Source organism: Actinomycetospora atypica (assembly GCF_042653685.1).
GTDB lineage: Bacteria > Actinomycetota > Actinomycetes > Mycobacteriales > Pseudonocardiaceae > Actinomycetospora > Actinomycetospora atypica.
Window position 1 is genome coordinate 114,827 of sequence record NZ_JBHSIV010000003.1, and the last position, 15,031, is coordinate 129,857.

The following is a 15,031-nucleotide window of genomic DNA, read 5'->3' on the forward strand; positions in this document are numbered from 1 at the left end:
CCTGGAGCCCGTGTCATGACCAGTCAGTCGCCCGCCGCCGATCCCGTGGGGGACCAGGTCCGCCAGGTCGGCTCCACCATGCTGCGCGGCGGCCTCGTCCCGGCCGCGGTCGTCGCGGTGCTCGTCGTGGTGGTCGCCGTCCTGCTGGCGGGGGTCGGCGCGCTCGGCACCGCCGTGTTCGGGGCCGTCGTCGCCCTGGCTGTCTGCGTCCTCGGGCCCCTGGTGATGCGCTGGACCGCGAGCGCCGAGCCGATGGTCGTCATGGGCATCGCCATGATCAGCCTCGTCACGAAGCTGGCCGTGCTCGCCGTCCTGCTGATCGTGCTCGACCGGCTCGAGGTGGTCGACACCCGCGTCTTCGCCCTGTCGCTCGGACCCGTCGCGCTCGCCTTCGTCATCGGGGAGACGGTGGCGTTCGCCCGCGCGAAGATCCCGACGATCGCCCTCTAGCCGCTGTCCGCTTCCTGCCCGTGTGACCCACGACAGTCCGTAGTGGACGGGTGTGATCGTGCTGATAGGGTCCCCGCGATGTCGCAGGACAGCCTCCGCGGTGATGCGGGCCGCACCTCTCCGGGCACCCCGTCACACCCACCGGTGGCCGAAGGCTGGACCGTCCTGTCACACCTCCTCGCCGGATTCCTGCTGTTCGGGGGAATCGGGTGGGGTATCGACCTCCTGGTGGGTACACGCTGGGTGCTCCTCGTCGGCCTGCTGGCCGGAGGGGCAGCGTCCTTCGCGCTGATCTACATCCGCTACCTTTACGTCGCGCCGGACCCCCGTCCGGCCCAATCCCTCCCTCGTTCCGGTGAACCAACCGGGCTACAGGACCGGAAGGAGCCCGGGTGATCTCGTCGTTGCCGACGTGGCTGTCGCAGGCCCCTGAGCCGCCGGCCCCCGGCTTCAAGGCCCCGAGCGGCGAGGACTTCAACATCCCCCCGATGTTCGAGGGGGTGCCGGTCCTCGAGTACGTCGACAAGCCCGTCATCCAGCTGGTGTTCAGCGTCGTGCTGATCCTGGCGTTCTTCGGGCTCGCGACCCGCTCGGCGCAACTGTTGCCGGGCCGTGTGCAGTTCGCGGCCGAGAAGTTCCACGTGTTGGTGCGGGACTCGATCGCCCGCGACAACATCGGGCCCGATTTCCGCAAGTACGTGCCGTACCTCGTCGCGCTGTTCTCCTTCATCCTGGTGAACAACCTGTTCGGGATCATCCCGCTGATCCAGTTCCCGACGTTCTCCCACCCCGGCATGGCGTACGCCCTGGCCATCCTGACCTGGGTCATCTACAACGTCGTCGGCATCCGCAAGCAGGGCTTCGGCGGCTACGTCCGGCTCATGGTCTGGCCTCCCGGGGTCCCCGGCTGGGTCCGCGTCATCCTGACCCCGATCGAGTTCCTGTCGAACATCCTGCTGCGTCCGGTGACGCTCGCGTTCCGGTTGTTCGGCAACATGTTCGCCGGCCACCTGGTGCTGCTGCTGTTCGTGTTCGGCGCGGAGTACATGCTGCTCATCGCCGACTCGCTCCTGCTGAACGTCCTGTCCGTGGGGTCGTTCGCGATGGCTCTGGTCTTCACCGGGTTCGAGGCGTTCATCCAGCTCGTGCAGGCGTACATCTTCACGATCCTCACGGCGTCCTACATCGGCGCCTCCCTGGCCGACGAGCACTGAGTCGGTCACACCCTCCGAACCTCCGCTACTCCGCGAAAGGACGCTGAAATGCTCTCCGGAAACCTGAACGTCGTCGGTTACGGCCTCTCGGCCATCGGCCCCGGTATCGGCGTCGGCATCGTCTTCGCCGCCTTCATCAACGGCGTCGCCCGCCAGCCCGAGGCCCGTGGCCAGCTGCAGTCGATCGCCTTCATCGGCTTCGCCCTCTCCGAGGCCCTCGCCATCCTGGGCCTCGTCCTCGCCTTCGCCCTCCAGTGAGCCGACCCCCGCGCATCGCGGGCTGACTCCCGGACAGGCGGAGGAAGCACATGAACGTCATCGAGGTGGTGGCACAGGAGTCGGGTGAGCCCGGCGCCGCGCTGCCGCACCTGGCCGAGATCGTCGTCGGCTTCATCGCGTTCGCCGTGCTCGTGTACATCGTCGGCAGGTACCTCTGGCCGACCTTCACGCGGTCGCACGAGCAGGACGTGAAGCGTCTCCGCGAGGGGATGGAGAAGGCCGAGTCGGAGTACCAGGACGCGCAGGGCCGGCTCGAGCGCTCGCGCTCCCGGCTGGCCGAGGTCGACAACGAGGCCGCGCGCATCCGGGACGACGCCCGGGCCGACGCCGAGCGCATCAAGTCCGACCTGGCCGACAACGCCCAGGAGGAGTCCGAGCGGATCCGCGCGCAGGGCCGGCAGACGGTCGACGCCTCCCGGTCGCGCACGGTCGCCGAGCTGCGGACCGAGGTCGGGTCGGGCTCCGTCGAGCTCGCCCGGCGCATCGTCGCGGCGTCGCTGTCCGACGACGCGGCGAAGGGTCGTTCGGTCGACGCCTTCATCGAGAACCTCGAGTCCATGTCCGGCGGCGCGGGGTCGTCCTCCGGGACGTCCACGGGGTCGCAGAGCAACGGCCGCAGCGCCGACGGAGTGGGGGCCGGCACGTGAGCGCCTCGACGGGAACCGCGGGCGTCGTCGCCGACTTCCGCGCCACGAGCCGCGAGTCGCTGCAGAGCGTCCGGCGGCGGCTCGACGAGGCGTCCGAGGGCGCGTCGTCCGACGACCTGGTCGCCACCGGGGACCAGCTCGACGCCGCGGCCGACCTGCTCGGCCGCGAGGCCGTGCTGCGCCGCACCCTGGCCGACTCCTCGACCTCCCCGGAGGCCCGCGAGGGCCTCGCGGGCACGGTCTTCGACAACCAGGTCGGTCGGGCGGCCGCGGAGGTCGTCAAGGCCGCCGCGGCGGCGTCCTGGTCGCGCCCGGACGACCTCGTCCAGTCGCTGCGCGTGGTCGCCCGCGAGGCGCTCCTCGCGGCGGCCGAGGCCGACGGCCGGCTCGACTCGGTCGAGGACGAGCTGTTCCGGCTGGGCCGGATCGTCGGTGGCCAGCCCGACCTGGAGCGTCTGCTCGGCAGCCCGAGCGCCGACCCCGAGGGCAAGCAGAAGGTCCTCGACGAGCTCCTCGAGAACAAGGCGGAGCCGATCACGCGCCGCCTCGCGGCGCAGCTGGTCGCCCACCCCCTGGCCCACCACGTGTCGGCGGGCCTGGAGCGGCTGGCCGAGCTCGCGGCCGACCGGCGCCAGCGCTCGGTCGCCACGGTGCGCTCGGTGGTGGCGCTCTCCGACGACCAGCAGGAGCGGCTCGCCGGCGTGCTCGCCCGCATCTACCGGCGGGAGATCACCGTGCACCTCGAGGTCGACCCGGAACTGCTCGGCGGCCTGGTGATCCAGGTCGGCGACGAGGTGATCGACGGCAGCGCCGCCGGGAAGCTCGACGACCTGGGACGGCGGCTCGGCTGAGCCGAGCTGTCGGACCCCTCCTGTAGACATTAGAACTAGGACATCAAGCGAGAGCGGGAACCATGGCCGAGTTGACCATCTCCTCCGACGAGGTCCGCAGTGCGATCGAGGACTACGTGTCCTCCTACTCCGCGGACGCCTCCCGTCAGGAGGTCGGCATCGTCACCTCGACGGGTGACGGCATCGCCTACGTCGAGGGCCTGCCCTCGACCATGACCAACGAACTGCTCGAGTTCCCCGGGGGAGTGCTGGGCCTGGCCCAGAACCTCGACGAGCGCGAGATCGGCGTCGTCATCCTGGGGCAGTACGAGACGATCGAGGAGGGGCAGCAGGTCACGCGGACCGGCCGCGTCCTCTCGGTGCCGGTCGGTGACAACTTCCTCGGCCGCGTGGTGAACCCGCTCGGCCAGCCCCTCGACGGTCTCGGTGACATCGAGTCCGAGGAGACCCGGGTCATGGAGCTGCAGGCCGCCTCGGTCGTGCAGCGCAAGGAGGTCAAGCAGCCCCTGCAGACCGGCATCAAGGCGATCGACGCCATGACGCCGATCGGCCGCGGCCAGCGCCAGCTGATCATCGGCGACCGCAAGACCGGCAAGACGGCGGTCTGCACCGACACGATCATCAACCAGCGCGAGGCCTGGGAGACCGGCGACCCGGAGCAGCAGGTCCGCTGCGTGTACGTCGCGATCGGCCAGAAGGGCACCACGATCGCGGGTGTCCGCCGTGCCCTCGAGGAGGCCGGCGCGCTCGAGTACACCACCATCGTCGCCTCCCCGGCGTCCGACCCGGCGGGCTTCAAGTACATCGCGCCCTACGCCGGCTCGGCCATCGCGCAGCACTGGATGTACCAGGGCAAGCACTGCCTGATCGTGTTCGACGACCTGTCGAAGCAGGCCGAGGCCTACCGCGCGATCTCGCTGCTGCTGCGCCGCCCGCCGGGCCGCGAGGCCTACCCGGGCGACGTCTTCTACCTGCACTCGCGCCTGCTCGAGCGCTGCGCGAAGCTCAACGACGACCTCGGTGGCGGTTCGCTGACCGGGCTGCCGATCGTGGAGACCAAGGGCAACGACATCGCGGCCTACATCCCCACGAACGTCATCTCGATCACCGACGGCCAGTGCTTCCTCGAGTCCGACCTGTTCAACCAGGGCCAGCGGCCCGCGCTGAACGTCGGCAACTCGGTGTCGCGCGTCGGTGGTTCCGCGCAGATCAAGGCCATGCGCTCGGTCGCCGGCCGCCTCCGCGTGGAGCTCGCCCAGTACCGCGAGCTCGAGTCGTTCGCGGCCTTCGGGTCCGACCTCGACGCCACCTCGCAGGCCCAGCTCGACCGCGGTGCCCGGCTCATGGAGCTGCTCAAGCAGGGCAACGGCGAGCCGTACCCGGTCGAGGAGGAGGTCGTCGGCATCTTCCTCGGCACCCGTGGTCACCTCGACTCGGTGCCCGTCGAGGACGTCGCCCGTTTCGAGACGGAGTTCCTCGAGTACGTCCGCCGCGACGGTGGCGTGCTCGCGGAGATCCGCGACACCGGTCAGCTGTCCGACGACAACGAGGAGCGCCTCAACAAGGCGGTCTCCTCGTTCAAGGACCAGTTCGAGACCAAGGACGGCGACAACCCGACCGACGACGGCGGCAGCGGCGAGCTGACCGGGCCGGAGGACAAGGACGGCGAGTCGTCGGAGTCCTCGGACTCGTCGGACTCGGACTCCGACTCCTCGTCGGACTCCGACTCGTCGGACTCCTCGTCGCAGTCGTCGGACGACTCGTCCTCCGGTTCGTCGGGCACCGGCGCGACCAGGGCCGACTCGAAGTCCGAGTCGGGGAACTAGGACCACCGCATGGCAGCCAACCTCCGCGTCCTGCGACGACGCATCAAGTCGACCAAGAACATCGCCCAGATCACCAAGGCGATGGAGATGGTCGCGGCCTCGCGCATCTCGAAGGCCCAGGCCCGGGTCTCCGCGGCGCGGCCCTACTCCGAGGAGTTCACGCACGTCCTGCGGACGGCGGCGAGGGCCGGGGCGAGCGACCATCCGCTGCTGGTCCCGCGGGAGGAGCCCAAGCGGGCCGCGATCCTCGTCGTGACGAGCGACCGCGGGCTCTGCGGCGGCTACAACGCCAACGTCCTGCGGGAGGTCGAGCGCCTCATCCGCCGCCTCCAGGACGACGGCAAGGAGCCCGTCGTCTCCGTCATCGGCGGCAAGGGCGCCGCCTACTTCCGGTTCCGCAACCGGGAGACGACGGGGGAGTTCACGGGCTTCTCCGAGGTGCCCGACTACCCGAACGCCGCGCACGCCGCCGACCACCTGACGGCCGCCTTCCTCGCCGGTGGCGAGAACGAGGTGACCGTCGACTGGGACGAGGACGAGCACGCCGACAGCGGTGCCGACCGCAAGACCATGTTCCGGGCGCCCCAGGACGCCGAGGGCAAGCCGGGCGTCGACGAGATCCACATCGTCTTCACCCAGTTCCGGTCGATGATGACCCAGACGGCCGTCTCGCTGCAGGTCGCCCCGCTCGATCTCGAGGACGCCGACGAGGACGAGCAGGGGTCCGGCGACGAGCAGTCGTCACGGTCCTCCGACGGCGAGGGGGAGGGGCGCGACGCGGAGTACGCGTTCGAGCCCGAGCCCGAGGTCCTCTTCGACAGCCTGCTGCCCAAGTACGTCCGGGCCCGGGTGTTCGCCGCGCTGCTCGACGCGGCGGCCTCCGAGTCCGCAGCTCGCCAGCGGGCCATGAAGGCCGCGACCGACAACGCCAACGACCTCGTGGACAACCTCGTCCGCGAGTCCAACCAGGCGCGGCAGGCCCAGATCACGCAGGAAATCAGCGAGATCGTCGGTGGCTCCGACGCGCTCGCCCAGTGAGCGAGCAGATCCCACGGGAGTGACCATGACCCAGTCCACCGCCACGGCCGACACCGGCCGCGACGATCAGCAGTCCGGGGCCACCGGCCGGATCACGCGCATCCTCGGGCCCGTCGTCGACGTGGAGTTCCCACGCGGCGAGGTGCCCGACCTGTTCAACGCCCTCAAGCTCCCGGTGGAGCTGAACGGCGAGACGAAGACCCTGACCCTCGAGGTCGCGCAGCACCTGGGCGACAACCAGGTCCGCACGATCGCGATGCAGCCCACCGACGGCGTCGTCCGCGGCTCCGAGGTGCAGGACAGCGGCAAGCCGATCTCGGTCCCGGTCGGCGACGTCGTCAAGGGCCACCTGTTCAACGCCCTCGGCGACTGCATGGACGAGCCGGGCTACGCCGACGACGCCGAGCACTGGGGCATCCACCGGCCGCCGCCCCCCTTCGAGCAGCTCGAGGGCCGGACCTCGGTGCTCTGGACCGGCCTCAAGGTCGTCGACCTGCTGACCCCCTACGTCGAGGGCGGCAAGATCGGCCTGTTCGGCGGTGCCGGCGTCGGCAAGACGGTCCTCATCCAGGAGATGATCCAGCGCATCGCCCGCAACTTCGGTGGCACCTCGGTGTTCGCCGGCGTCGGGGAGCGCACCCGTGAGGGCAACGACCTCTGGGTCGAGCTCGACGAGGCCGACGTCCTCAAGGACACCGCCCTCGTGTTCGGGCAGATGGACGAGCCGCCGGGCACGCGCATGCGCGTCGCCCTGTCGGCCCTGACGATGGCGGAGTACTTCCGCGACGTACAGGAGCAGGACGTCCTGCTGTTCATCGACAACATCTTCCGGTTCACGCAGGCCGGCCAGGAGGTCTCCACGCTGCTGGGCCGCATGCCCTCGGCGGTGGGCTACCAGCCCACCCTGGCCGACGAGATGGGCGAGCTGCAGGAGCGGATCACCTCGACCCGTGGCCGCTCGATCACCTCGATGCAGGCGATCTACGTCCCCGCCGACGACTACACCGACCCGGCGCCGGCCACCACGTTCGCCCACCTCGACGCCACCACGGAGCTCTCCCGTGGCGTGTTCGCCAAGGGCATCTTCCCCGCGGTGGACCCGCTGACGTCGACCTCGACGATCCTCGACGCCCAGTACATCGGCGAGGAGCACTACCGCGTCGCCCGCGAGGTCATCCGCATCCTGCAGCGGTACAACGACCTCCAGGACATCATCGCGATCCTCGGGATCGACGAGCTCTCCGAGGAGGACCGGCTCACGGTCGGCCGGGCGCGGCGCATCGAGCGCTTCCTCGGCCAGAACATGTACGCCGCCGAGCAGTTCACCGGTGAGCCGGGCTCGTTCGTCGACGTCAAGGACACCGTCGAGGCCTTCGACAAGATCGCGAAGGGCGAGTACGACAACGCCCCGGAGCAGGCCTTCCAGATGTGCGGTGGCCTCGACGACGTCGAGGCGAACATCAAGAAGTTCTCGGAGTAGGCGTGGCCGAGATGCAGGTCGACATCGTCGGCGTGGAGAAGAAGATCTGGTCCGGTGAGGCCTCCTTCGTCTCCGCCCGAACGGTGGAGGGCTCGATCGGGATCCTGCCCGGCCACGAGCCGCTCATCGCGCAGCTGCGCGAGAGCGGCGTGGTCCGGGTCGACCCGACCGACGGGGAGCCCTTCCACGTCGCCGCCTTCGGCGGCTTCCTCTCGGTGACCGCGGAGTCGGTCACCGTCCTCGCGGAGCTCGCCGAGCTGGCGTCGGAGATCGACGTCGCGCAGGCGAAGGACGATCTCCGCGAGGCCGAGAACGCCGGCTCCGACACCGACGACCAGGAGGCGCGCGTCGCGCGCGACCGGGCCCGTGCCCGGCTCCAGGCCGCGGGCGAGTCCGTCGAGTCGTAGGAGAACGCACCGGGTGCAGGACCGACCGCGGCGAGCACAGCGACGGGGAACCGTCGTGGGCGCAGGACGAGCATGACGACCATCGGGATGTGGGTCGAGATCGTGCTCGTCGTCGTGGCGGCGGTCCTGCTCCTGCTCGCCCTCGTCGCGCTGCGGCGCCTCCAGGCGCTGCGCCGCGGCGGGGTCGACGTCGCCGTCCGCCCGGCCCCACCGCTCGACGCGACGTCGGCGGCCGACGACCAGCGCGGCTGGCACTCGGGGATCGCCCGCTACCGCGGCAACCAGTTCCGCTGGTACCGGGTGAGCGGACTGCGCTCCGGCCCGAACGTGGTGCTCGACCGGTTCGACCTCGAGATCCTCGACCGGCGCGAACCCCGTCACACCGAGCTGCACGCCCCCGGCCACACCGTGCTGCGGTGCCGCACCGCCGAGGGCGCCTTCGAGCTCGCGATGAGCGGCGACGTCCTCACCGGGTTCTCGTCCTGGCTGGAGTCGACGCCGCCCGGCCACTCCACCGGCTACCGCCAGGCGTCCTAGCCGCGCCTTCGCCGGGTCAGCCCTCGTGCTGCTCCGGCGCCGCCGGCGCGGGTGGGGCTAGCCCTGGGCCTCGGGGCCGCCGGGGACCCAGAGGATGTCCCCGCCGGGGTTGGCCACGCGCCCGAGGATGAACAGCAGGTCCGAGAGCCGGTTGAGGTAGCGGGCCGGGAGCACGCTCGTGCGCTCCGGGTCGGCCTCCACCACCTCCCACGTGCTGCGCTCCGCGCGCCGGCAGACCACCCGCGCCACGTGCAGGTACGCCGCGCCCGGGGTGCCGCCGGGCAGGATGAACGAGGCGAGCTTCTCCAGCTCCTCGTTGAACTCGTCGCACCAGCCCTCGAGCCGCTCGACCTGCGCCTCGGTGACCCGCAGCGGCGGGTACTCCGGGTTCTCGGTGATCGGCGTGGCCAGGTCGGCGCCGACGTCGAACAGGTCGTTCTGGATCTGGCGCAGCGGCCCGACGATCCGCTCGGGCAGGTCCCCGACCGCCAGCGCCACCCCGATGGCCGCGTTGGCCTCCTCGGAGTCGGCGTACGCGCCGAGGCGGGGGTGGGTCTTGGGGACCCGGGAGAAGTCGGACAGGCCCGTCGTCCCGTCGTCGCCGGTCCGGGTGTAGATGCGGGTCAGGTGGACGGCCATGCTCCGCAGTCTAGGGGCGTATCGGGTGCCGAACGGGGCGGCCGGTAGCGTCGCGGAGCGTGAACGAGCACTTCGTCGTGCGGCCCGCCGACGCCCTCGCGGGCACGGTGGACGTGGTCGGCGCCAAGAACAGCGTGCTCAAACTGATGGCCGCGGCGCTCCTCGCCGTGGGCCGCACGACGATCACGAACTGCCCCCAGATCCTCGACGTGCCGCTGATGGCCGACGTCCTGCGCAGCCTCGGGTGCGAGGTGGCCGTCGACGGCGACGTCGTCGAGATCGACGTCCCCGCGGAGCTCAACTCCGAGGCCGACTACCGGTCGGTGTCCCGCCTGCGGGCCTCGGTGTGCGTGCTGGGCCCGCTGGTCGCGCGCTGCCGCCGCGCCGTGGTCCCGCTGCCCGGCGGCGACGCGATCGGCTCCCGGCCCCTCGACATGCACCAGGCGGGCCTGCGGCTGCTCGGCGCCCGGTCGGAGATCTCCCACGGCTGCGTCGTGGCCGAGGCCGACGGGCCCGGGGCCGCGCTGCGCGGCGCCCAGATCTGGCTCGACTTCCCCTCCGTGGGCGCCACCGAGAACATCCTCATGGCCTCGGTGTTCGCCGAGGGCACCACCGTCATCGACAACGCCGCGCGCGAGCCGGAGATCGTCGACCTCGTGCGGATGCTCCAGGAGATGGGCGCGAAGATCTCCGGGGGCGGCACGTCGACGCTGACCGTCCACGGCGGCGCCGACCTCGTCCCCACCACCCACCGCGTCATCGGCGACCGCATCGTCGGGGCCACCTGGGCGTTCGCCAGCGTCATGACCGGCGGCGACGTGACGGTCCGCGGCGTGGACCCTCACCACCTCGACCTGGTGCTCGACAAGCTGACGCAGGCCGGGGCGACCTACGAGGCCGTGAGCGAGGGCTTCCGCGTCCGCGGGAACGGCCGGCCCCGCTCGGTCGACTGGGTGACGCTGCCCTACCCGGGCTTCCCGACCGACCTCCAGCCCATGGCGATCGCGCTGTCCGCGGTCTCCGAGGGCACGTCGATGATCACCGAGAACGTCTTCGAGGGCCGGTTCCGGTTCGTCGAGGAGATGGTGCGGCTCGGGGCGGACGCCCGGACCGACGGCCACCACGCGGTGGTGCGCGGGGTCCCGCGGCTGTCGTCCGCACCGGTGTGGGCCTCGGACATCCGGGCCGGCGCCGGGCTCGTGCTGGCCGGGCTGCTGGCCGACGGCGAGACCGAGGTCTGGGACGTCGCGCACATCGACCGCGGCTACCCGCGCTTCGTGGAGAACCTCCGGGCCCTCGGCGGGAACGTGGAGCGGGTGAACGCCCCGCCGGCACGCTGACGTCCGGCTCGGTGCGGCTAGCCCGCGCGGAGGGCGACCCGCGCGTCGTCGGCGTCCTGCGGGAAGACGAGCAGGTCCCAGCCCGCGGCGCCGTGGGCGATCGTCGCGCGGACCTTCTCCCGGGCCAGGCGCGCGGCCAGGACCTCCGCGGCCTCGCGGGTGGGCACGGTCGCGACGGTCTCGAGCAGCCCGACGTCGCCGCCCTCGCTGGGCAGCGCGCCCTTCGGGCCCGTGCCGAAGGTGTAGCGCAGGAACCCGGCCAGCAGGATGACGACGGAGATCGCGAGCAGGATCTCCCCGATCGAGCCGACCATGCCTGCCTCCCGTGTCCCTGCCCATCCTGACCGATCCTGTGAACAGCGGCATGTGCAGCGCAGGGGCGACGCGCCGGTAACCTCGCCGGGTCCGGCCCCTGCGCGGAGGTAACTGATGCCGTACCCCACCGACGACTCCCGTGACCGCCCCTGGGTCATGCGGACCTACGCCGGCCACTCGTCGGCGAAGGCGTCGAACGAGCTCTACCGGCGCAACCTCGCGAAGGGACAGACGGGTCTCTCGGTCGCGTTCGACCTGCCGACCCAGACCGGGTACGACCCCGACGACGAGCTGGCCCGCGGCGAGGTCGGGAAGGTCGGCGTCCCCGTGTCGCACATCGGCGACATGCGGGAGCTGTTCGACCGGATCCCGCTGCACGAGGCCAACACCTCGATGACGATCAACGCGACGGCGATGTGGCTGCTCGCCCTCTACGTGACGGTCGCCGACGAGCAGGCGGACGCGGCGGGTCTCGACCGCGACGAGGTCCGCGCGAGCCTGGCCGGCACCACGCAGAACGACATCGTCAAGGAGTACCTCTCCCGCGGGACCTACGCGTTCCCGCCGGCGCCGAGCGTCCGGCTGATCACCGACATGATCGCCTGGACCGTCTCGAACGTCCCCAAGTGGAACCCGATCAACATCTGCAGCTACCACCTGCAGGAGGCGGGGGCGACGCCGACGCAGGAGGTCGCCTACACGATCTCCACCGCGATCGCGGTCCTCGACGCCGTGCGCGACTCGGGGCAGGTGCCCGAGGCCGACTTCGCGAAGGTCGTCGGGCGCATCTCGTTCTTCGTCAACGCGGGCCTGCACATCATCGAGGAGATCGCGAAGCTCCGGGCGTTCTCCCAGCTCTGGGACGAGCTCTGCCAGGAGCGCTACGGCGTCACCGACCCGAAGATGCGCCGCTTCCGCTACGGCGTGCAGGTCAACTCGCTGGGCCTCACCGAGGCGCAGCCGGAGAACAACGTCCAGCGCATCGTGCTGGAGATGCTCGCGGTGACGCTGTCGAAGGACGCCCGTGCCCGCGCCGTGCAGCTGCCCGCGTGGAACGAGGCGCTCGGCCTGCCGCGTCCGTGGGACCAGCAGTGGGCGCTGCGCATGCAGCAGGTCCTCGCCTACGAGACCGACCTGCTCGACTACGAGGACGTCTTCGAGGGCTCGCACGTCATGGAGGCGAAGACCGCCGCCATCGTCGAGGGCGCCCGCGCCGAGATCGCGAAGGTCGCCGAGATGGGCGGCGCGGTCGCCGCGGTCGACTCCGGCTACATGAAGTCCCAGCTCGTCAGCTCGCTCGCCGCCCGGCGGATGCGCCTCGAGTCGGGCGAGGACACCGTCGTCGGGGTCAACAAGTTCACCTCGACCGAACCCAGCCCGCTGCAGGCCGAGGGGGCCGACGCGATCTTCGTCGCCGACCCCGACGTCGAGGAGCGCGCCCGCGAGGCGGTCGCCGCGTGGCGGGCCGACCGCGACGACGACACCGTCAAGGCGGCCCTCGACACGCTCACCGAGGCCGCGGGCCGCCGGGAGACCGACGACTCGCTGAACCTCATGGACGCCACGATCGCCTGCGCGAAGGCCGGGGTGACGACGGGCGAGTGGGCCGGCGCGCTGCGCGGGGTCTACGGCTCCTACCGGGCGCCGACCGGCGTCGCCGCGGCCTCGTCGTCGGGATCGTCCGCGCCGGGCTCCGAGGCCGCCGACGGCGAGCCGAACGAGCTCGAGCAGGTGCGCGAGCGGGTGCGGGCGACCGCCGCCGAGCTGGGGGTGTCGGCGTTGCGCATGCTCGTGGGCAAGCCGGGGCTCGACGGGCACTCCAACGGCGCCGAGCAGATCGCCGTGCGCGCCCGCGACGCCGGCTTCGAGGTCATCTACCAGGGCATCCGCCTGACCCCGGGAGAGATCGTCGCCGCCGCGGTGCAGGAGGGCGTGCACGTGGTGGGGCTCTCGATCCTCTCCGGCTCGCACCTCGAGGTGGTGCCGGCGGTGCTCGACGGGCTCGCCCGGGCCGACGCGGCCGACATCCCCGTGGTGATCGGCGGCATCATCCCGCCGAAGGACGCCGAGCAGCTGGTGCGCCTCGGCGTGCAGCGGGTGGTGACCCCGAAGTCGTACTCGCTGACCGCGATCATGGGCGAGTTCGTCGACGTCATCCGCGAGGTGCACGGGCTCGACCTGGGCGAGCGGAGCGACGGGGGAGAGCGCCGCGAGGGGACGCCCACGCCGACCGGCGCCTAGCCGGCCCGTGGGGGAGTGACCCGGCCGTGTGCGTGGCGCACACGGCCGGCCGGTCGACCACAGGTCCGGGCGGGCGTTGCGGGACGCAACGCGCCGAGAGCGGCGGGTCGGTCGGCCCGGCCGTGTGCGGGACGCAACGCCACCGGCGGCCGGTCAGTCGTCGTCGTCGTTCTTGGCCTCGCCGCGCTTCTTGAGGAACGAGAAGCCGGGCACGCCGTCGATGGCGCTGCGCAGGTCCTTGGTGACCTCGAGCAGCTCGCGCAGGTCGGGTCCGACCCGGTCGAGGGTCTCGAGGATCGGCAGGATGTCGGTGGACATGTGGTGCGCGAGGGCCGGCAGCTCGTCGACCAGCTTGATCGCGGCGTCGATCTCCTCGGGGGCGAGGTCGTCGACGAAGCGACCGGCGAGGGGCGCGGCGCGCTCGAGCAGCGGGCGGTAGAGGTCGAGCAGCTCCTGGGCGTGGCCGCTCGTGGTGCCGACCGAGGTCATCAGCTCGTCGGCGCCGCTCGTGATCGTGCGGGCCGAGGTGACGACCTCGTTGGCGCCCGAGGTGATCTCGCGGGCCGAGGTGACGACCTCGTTGGCGCCGCTGGTGATGTCGCGGGCGGAGGTGACGACCTCGTTGGCGCCGCTGGTGATCTCGCGGGCGGAGGTGACGACCTCGTTGGCACCGGAGGTGATCTCGCGGGCGGAGGTGACGACCTCGTTCGCGCCGCTGGTGATGTCGCGGGCGGAGGTGACGACCTCGTTGGCACCCGAGGTGATCTCGCGGGCCGAGGTGACGACCTCGTTGGCACCCGAGGTGATCGTGCGCGCCGAGTCCACCACCTCCTCGGCGCCGCTGGTGATGGTCCGGGCGGAGTCGACGACCTCGTTGGCTCCGTTCGTGATCGTCCGGGCCTCGGTGACCACCTCGTTCGCCCCGGTGGTGATCGAGCGTGCCTCGCCGATGACGGTCTCGATCTCGTCGACGATGCCCTCGGCGCGGTCGAGCAGGCCGTCGACGCGCCCGGCGATCCCGTCGAGGCGGCCCAGCAGGCGCGTCACGTCGCCGAGGAGCGACTCGACCTGTTCGGGCAGCCGCGACCCCGCCTCGACGACCTCGGCGGTGAAGGAGACGACCTCGGACGGGGTCGGCACGGCCAGCGGGCCGAGGCGCAGCAGGGGCATGACCTCAGTGTTCCGCAGTCGCGCCGGGACCCGGAGACCGATCCTCCTCAGCGACCCGAGAGCAGCAGGAGCGCGTACGCGGCGATCGACTGGGCATCGGTGATCTCGCCGGCGCGCACCCGGTCCTCGAACTCCGCGCGGGTCACCCACGCGGCGCGCATGTCGGACTCGGTGTCCTCCCGGTCGGGCTCGCCGGCGACGACGTCGGTGGCGAGGAAGGCCCGCCCGCGCTGCGAGGAGAGCCCGGGCGCGACGTCCAGGAGGCCGAGGGGGTGCCAGGTCCGCGCGGTCAGGCCGGTCTCCTCGCGCAGCTCCCGCGCGGCGAGCTCGGCGGGGTCCATCACGGCCCGGTCGGGGGCGGTGCCCTGCGGGAACTCCCAGCGCCGCAGCCCGATCGGGTAGCGGAACTGCTCGACCAGCATCATCTCGTCGCCGCGCAGCGCGATGACGAGCGCGTAGTGCGGCTTGTCGACGACCCCGTAGAGGCCCTCGCCGCCGTCGGGCCGGCGGAAGGTGTCCTCCCGCAGCACCATCCAGGGGTTGGCGTAGATCTCGCGCGAACTGGTGGTCTCCACGCCCCCCGATGATCCACGAAGC

The 15,031-nt window shown here is 71.6% G+C and carries 16 protein-coding genes and 1 pseudogene; 13 read left to right on the plus strand and 4 right to left on the minus strand.

Going from position 1 to position 15,031, the window contains the following annotated elements; genetic code table 11:
* Nucleotides 1-15 precede the first annotated feature (15 nt).
* The 11 genes and pseudogenes from ACFPBZ_RS03790 (at nucleotide 16) to ACFPBZ_RS03840 (ending at nucleotide 8,729) form a co-directional block, all read left to right on the plus strand.
* Entirely contained in the window at nucleotides 16-450 is a 435-nt protein-coding gene (locus ACFPBZ_RS03790; protein WP_378034666.1) for a hypothetical protein, read from the plus strand.
* A 78-nt stretch (nucleotides 451-528) separates the two neighbouring features.
* Nucleotides 529-846 carry an AtpZ/AtpI family protein gene (locus tag ACFPBZ_RS03795; RefSeq protein ID WP_378034667.1) on the plus strand — a complete coding sequence of 106 codons (318 nt, stop codon included), beginning with the start codon at nucleotides 529-531 and terminating at the stop codon, nucleotides 844-846.
* Entirely contained in the window at nucleotides 843-1,664 is an 822-nt protein-coding gene (atpB, locus tag ACFPBZ_RS03800) for a F0F1 ATP synthase subunit A (RefSeq protein WP_378034668.1), read from the plus strand. Before ACFPBZ_RS03795 ends, atpB begins: the two co-directional genes overlap by 4 nt.
* Before the next feature lie 48 nt (nucleotides 1,665-1,712).
* Complete coding sequence (atpE, locus tag ACFPBZ_RS03805) at nucleotides 1,713-1,922, plus strand: ATP synthase F0 subunit C (protein WP_018335035.1); 210 nt, start codon at nucleotides 1,713-1,715, stop codon at nucleotides 1,920-1,922.
* Between the two features lie 50 nt (nucleotides 1,923-1,972).
* Entirely contained in the window at nucleotides 1,973-2,590 is a 618-nt protein-coding gene (atpF, locus tag ACFPBZ_RS03810) for a F0F1 ATP synthase subunit B (protein WP_378034669.1), read from the plus strand.
* The gene (locus ACFPBZ_RS03815) at nucleotides 2,587-3,441 is read left to right on the plus strand and encodes a F0F1 ATP synthase subunit delta (RefSeq protein WP_378034670.1); all 855 of its coding nucleotides are present in this window, start codon (nucleotides 2,587-2,589) and stop codon (nucleotides 3,439-3,441) included. The genes atpF and ACFPBZ_RS03815 overlap by 4 nt, the downstream gene beginning before the upstream one ends.
* 62 nt (nucleotides 3,442-3,503) lie before the next feature.
* Nucleotides 3,504-5,043: pseudogene (gene atpA, locus ACFPBZ_RS03820) on the plus strand (F0F1 ATP synthase subunit alpha); the annotation flags it as partial.
* A 233-nt stretch (nucleotides 5,044-5,276) separates the two neighbouring features.
* On the plus strand, nucleotides 5,277-6,305 hold the full coding sequence (locus tag ACFPBZ_RS03825; RefSeq protein ID WP_378034671.1) for a F0F1 ATP synthase subunit gamma: 1,029 nt from the start codon (nucleotides 5,277-5,279) through the stop codon (nucleotides 6,303-6,305).
* A 25-nt stretch (nucleotides 6,306-6,330) separates the two neighbouring features.
* Nucleotides 6,331-7,785 (plus strand): F0F1 ATP synthase subunit beta, encoded by a 1,455-nt coding sequence (gene atpD, locus ACFPBZ_RS03830; protein WP_378034672.1) that lies wholly within the window; start codon nucleotides 6,331-6,333, stop codon nucleotides 7,783-7,785.
* A gap of 2 nt (nucleotides 7,786-7,787) precedes the next feature.
* On the plus strand, nucleotides 7,788-8,192 hold the full coding sequence (locus ACFPBZ_RS03835; RefSeq protein WP_378034673.1) for a F0F1 ATP synthase subunit epsilon: 405 nt from the start codon (nucleotides 7,788-7,790) through the stop codon (nucleotides 8,190-8,192).
* Nucleotides 8,193-8,264: 72 nt separating this feature from the next.
* Entirely contained in the window at nucleotides 8,265-8,729 is a 465-nt protein-coding gene (locus ACFPBZ_RS03840; RefSeq protein ID WP_378034674.1) for a DUF2550 domain-containing protein, read from the plus strand.
* 57 nt (nucleotides 8,730-8,786) lie between these two features.
* Here ACFPBZ_RS03840 and ACFPBZ_RS03845 read toward each other — a convergent pair whose 3' ends face one another.
* Entirely contained in the window at nucleotides 8,787-9,368 is a 582-nt protein-coding gene (locus ACFPBZ_RS03845; protein ID WP_378034675.1) for a cob(I)yrinic acid a,c-diamide adenosyltransferase, read from the minus strand.
* Between the two features lie 59 nt (nucleotides 9,369-9,427).
* Here ACFPBZ_RS03845 and murA point away from each other — a divergent pair, with 59 nt between their 5' ends.
* Nucleotides 9,428-10,708, plus strand: coding sequence for a UDP-N-acetylglucosamine 1-carboxyvinyltransferase (gene murA / locus ACFPBZ_RS03850; protein ID WP_378034676.1), 1,281 nt, complete (start codon nucleotides 9,428-9,430; stop codon nucleotides 10,706-10,708).
* A 17-nt stretch (nucleotides 10,709-10,725) separates the two neighbouring features.
* Here the strand turns inward: murA and ACFPBZ_RS03855 are convergent, their stop codons facing one another.
* Nucleotides 10,726-11,022 carry a hypothetical protein gene (locus ACFPBZ_RS03855; protein WP_378034677.1) on the minus strand — a complete coding sequence of 99 codons (297 nt, stop codon included), beginning with the start codon at nucleotides 11,020-11,022 and terminating at the stop codon, nucleotides 10,726-10,728.
* 115 nt (nucleotides 11,023-11,137) lie between these two features.
* Here ACFPBZ_RS03855 and ACFPBZ_RS03860 point away from each other — a divergent pair, with 115 nt between their 5' ends.
* Complete coding sequence (locus tag ACFPBZ_RS03860; protein ID WP_378034678.1) at nucleotides 11,138-13,264, plus strand: protein meaA; 2,127 nt, start codon at nucleotides 11,138-11,140, stop codon at nucleotides 13,262-13,264.
* 153 nt (nucleotides 13,265-13,417) lie between these two features.
* Here the strand turns inward: ACFPBZ_RS03860 and ACFPBZ_RS03865 are convergent, their stop codons facing one another.
* Both ACFPBZ_RS03865 and ACFPBZ_RS03870 read right to left on the minus strand, forming a co-directional pair.
* On the minus strand, nucleotides 13,418-14,434 hold the full coding sequence (locus ACFPBZ_RS03865; RefSeq protein ID WP_378034679.1) for a hypothetical protein: 1,017 nt from the start codon (nucleotides 14,432-14,434) through the stop codon (nucleotides 13,418-13,420).
* Nucleotides 14,435-14,481: 47 nt separating this feature from the next.
* On the minus strand, nucleotides 14,482-15,009 hold the full coding sequence (locus ACFPBZ_RS03870; protein ID WP_378034680.1) for an NUDIX domain-containing protein: 528 nt from the start codon (nucleotides 15,007-15,009) through the stop codon (nucleotides 14,482-14,484).
* Nucleotides 15,010-15,031 lie beyond the last annotated feature (22 nt).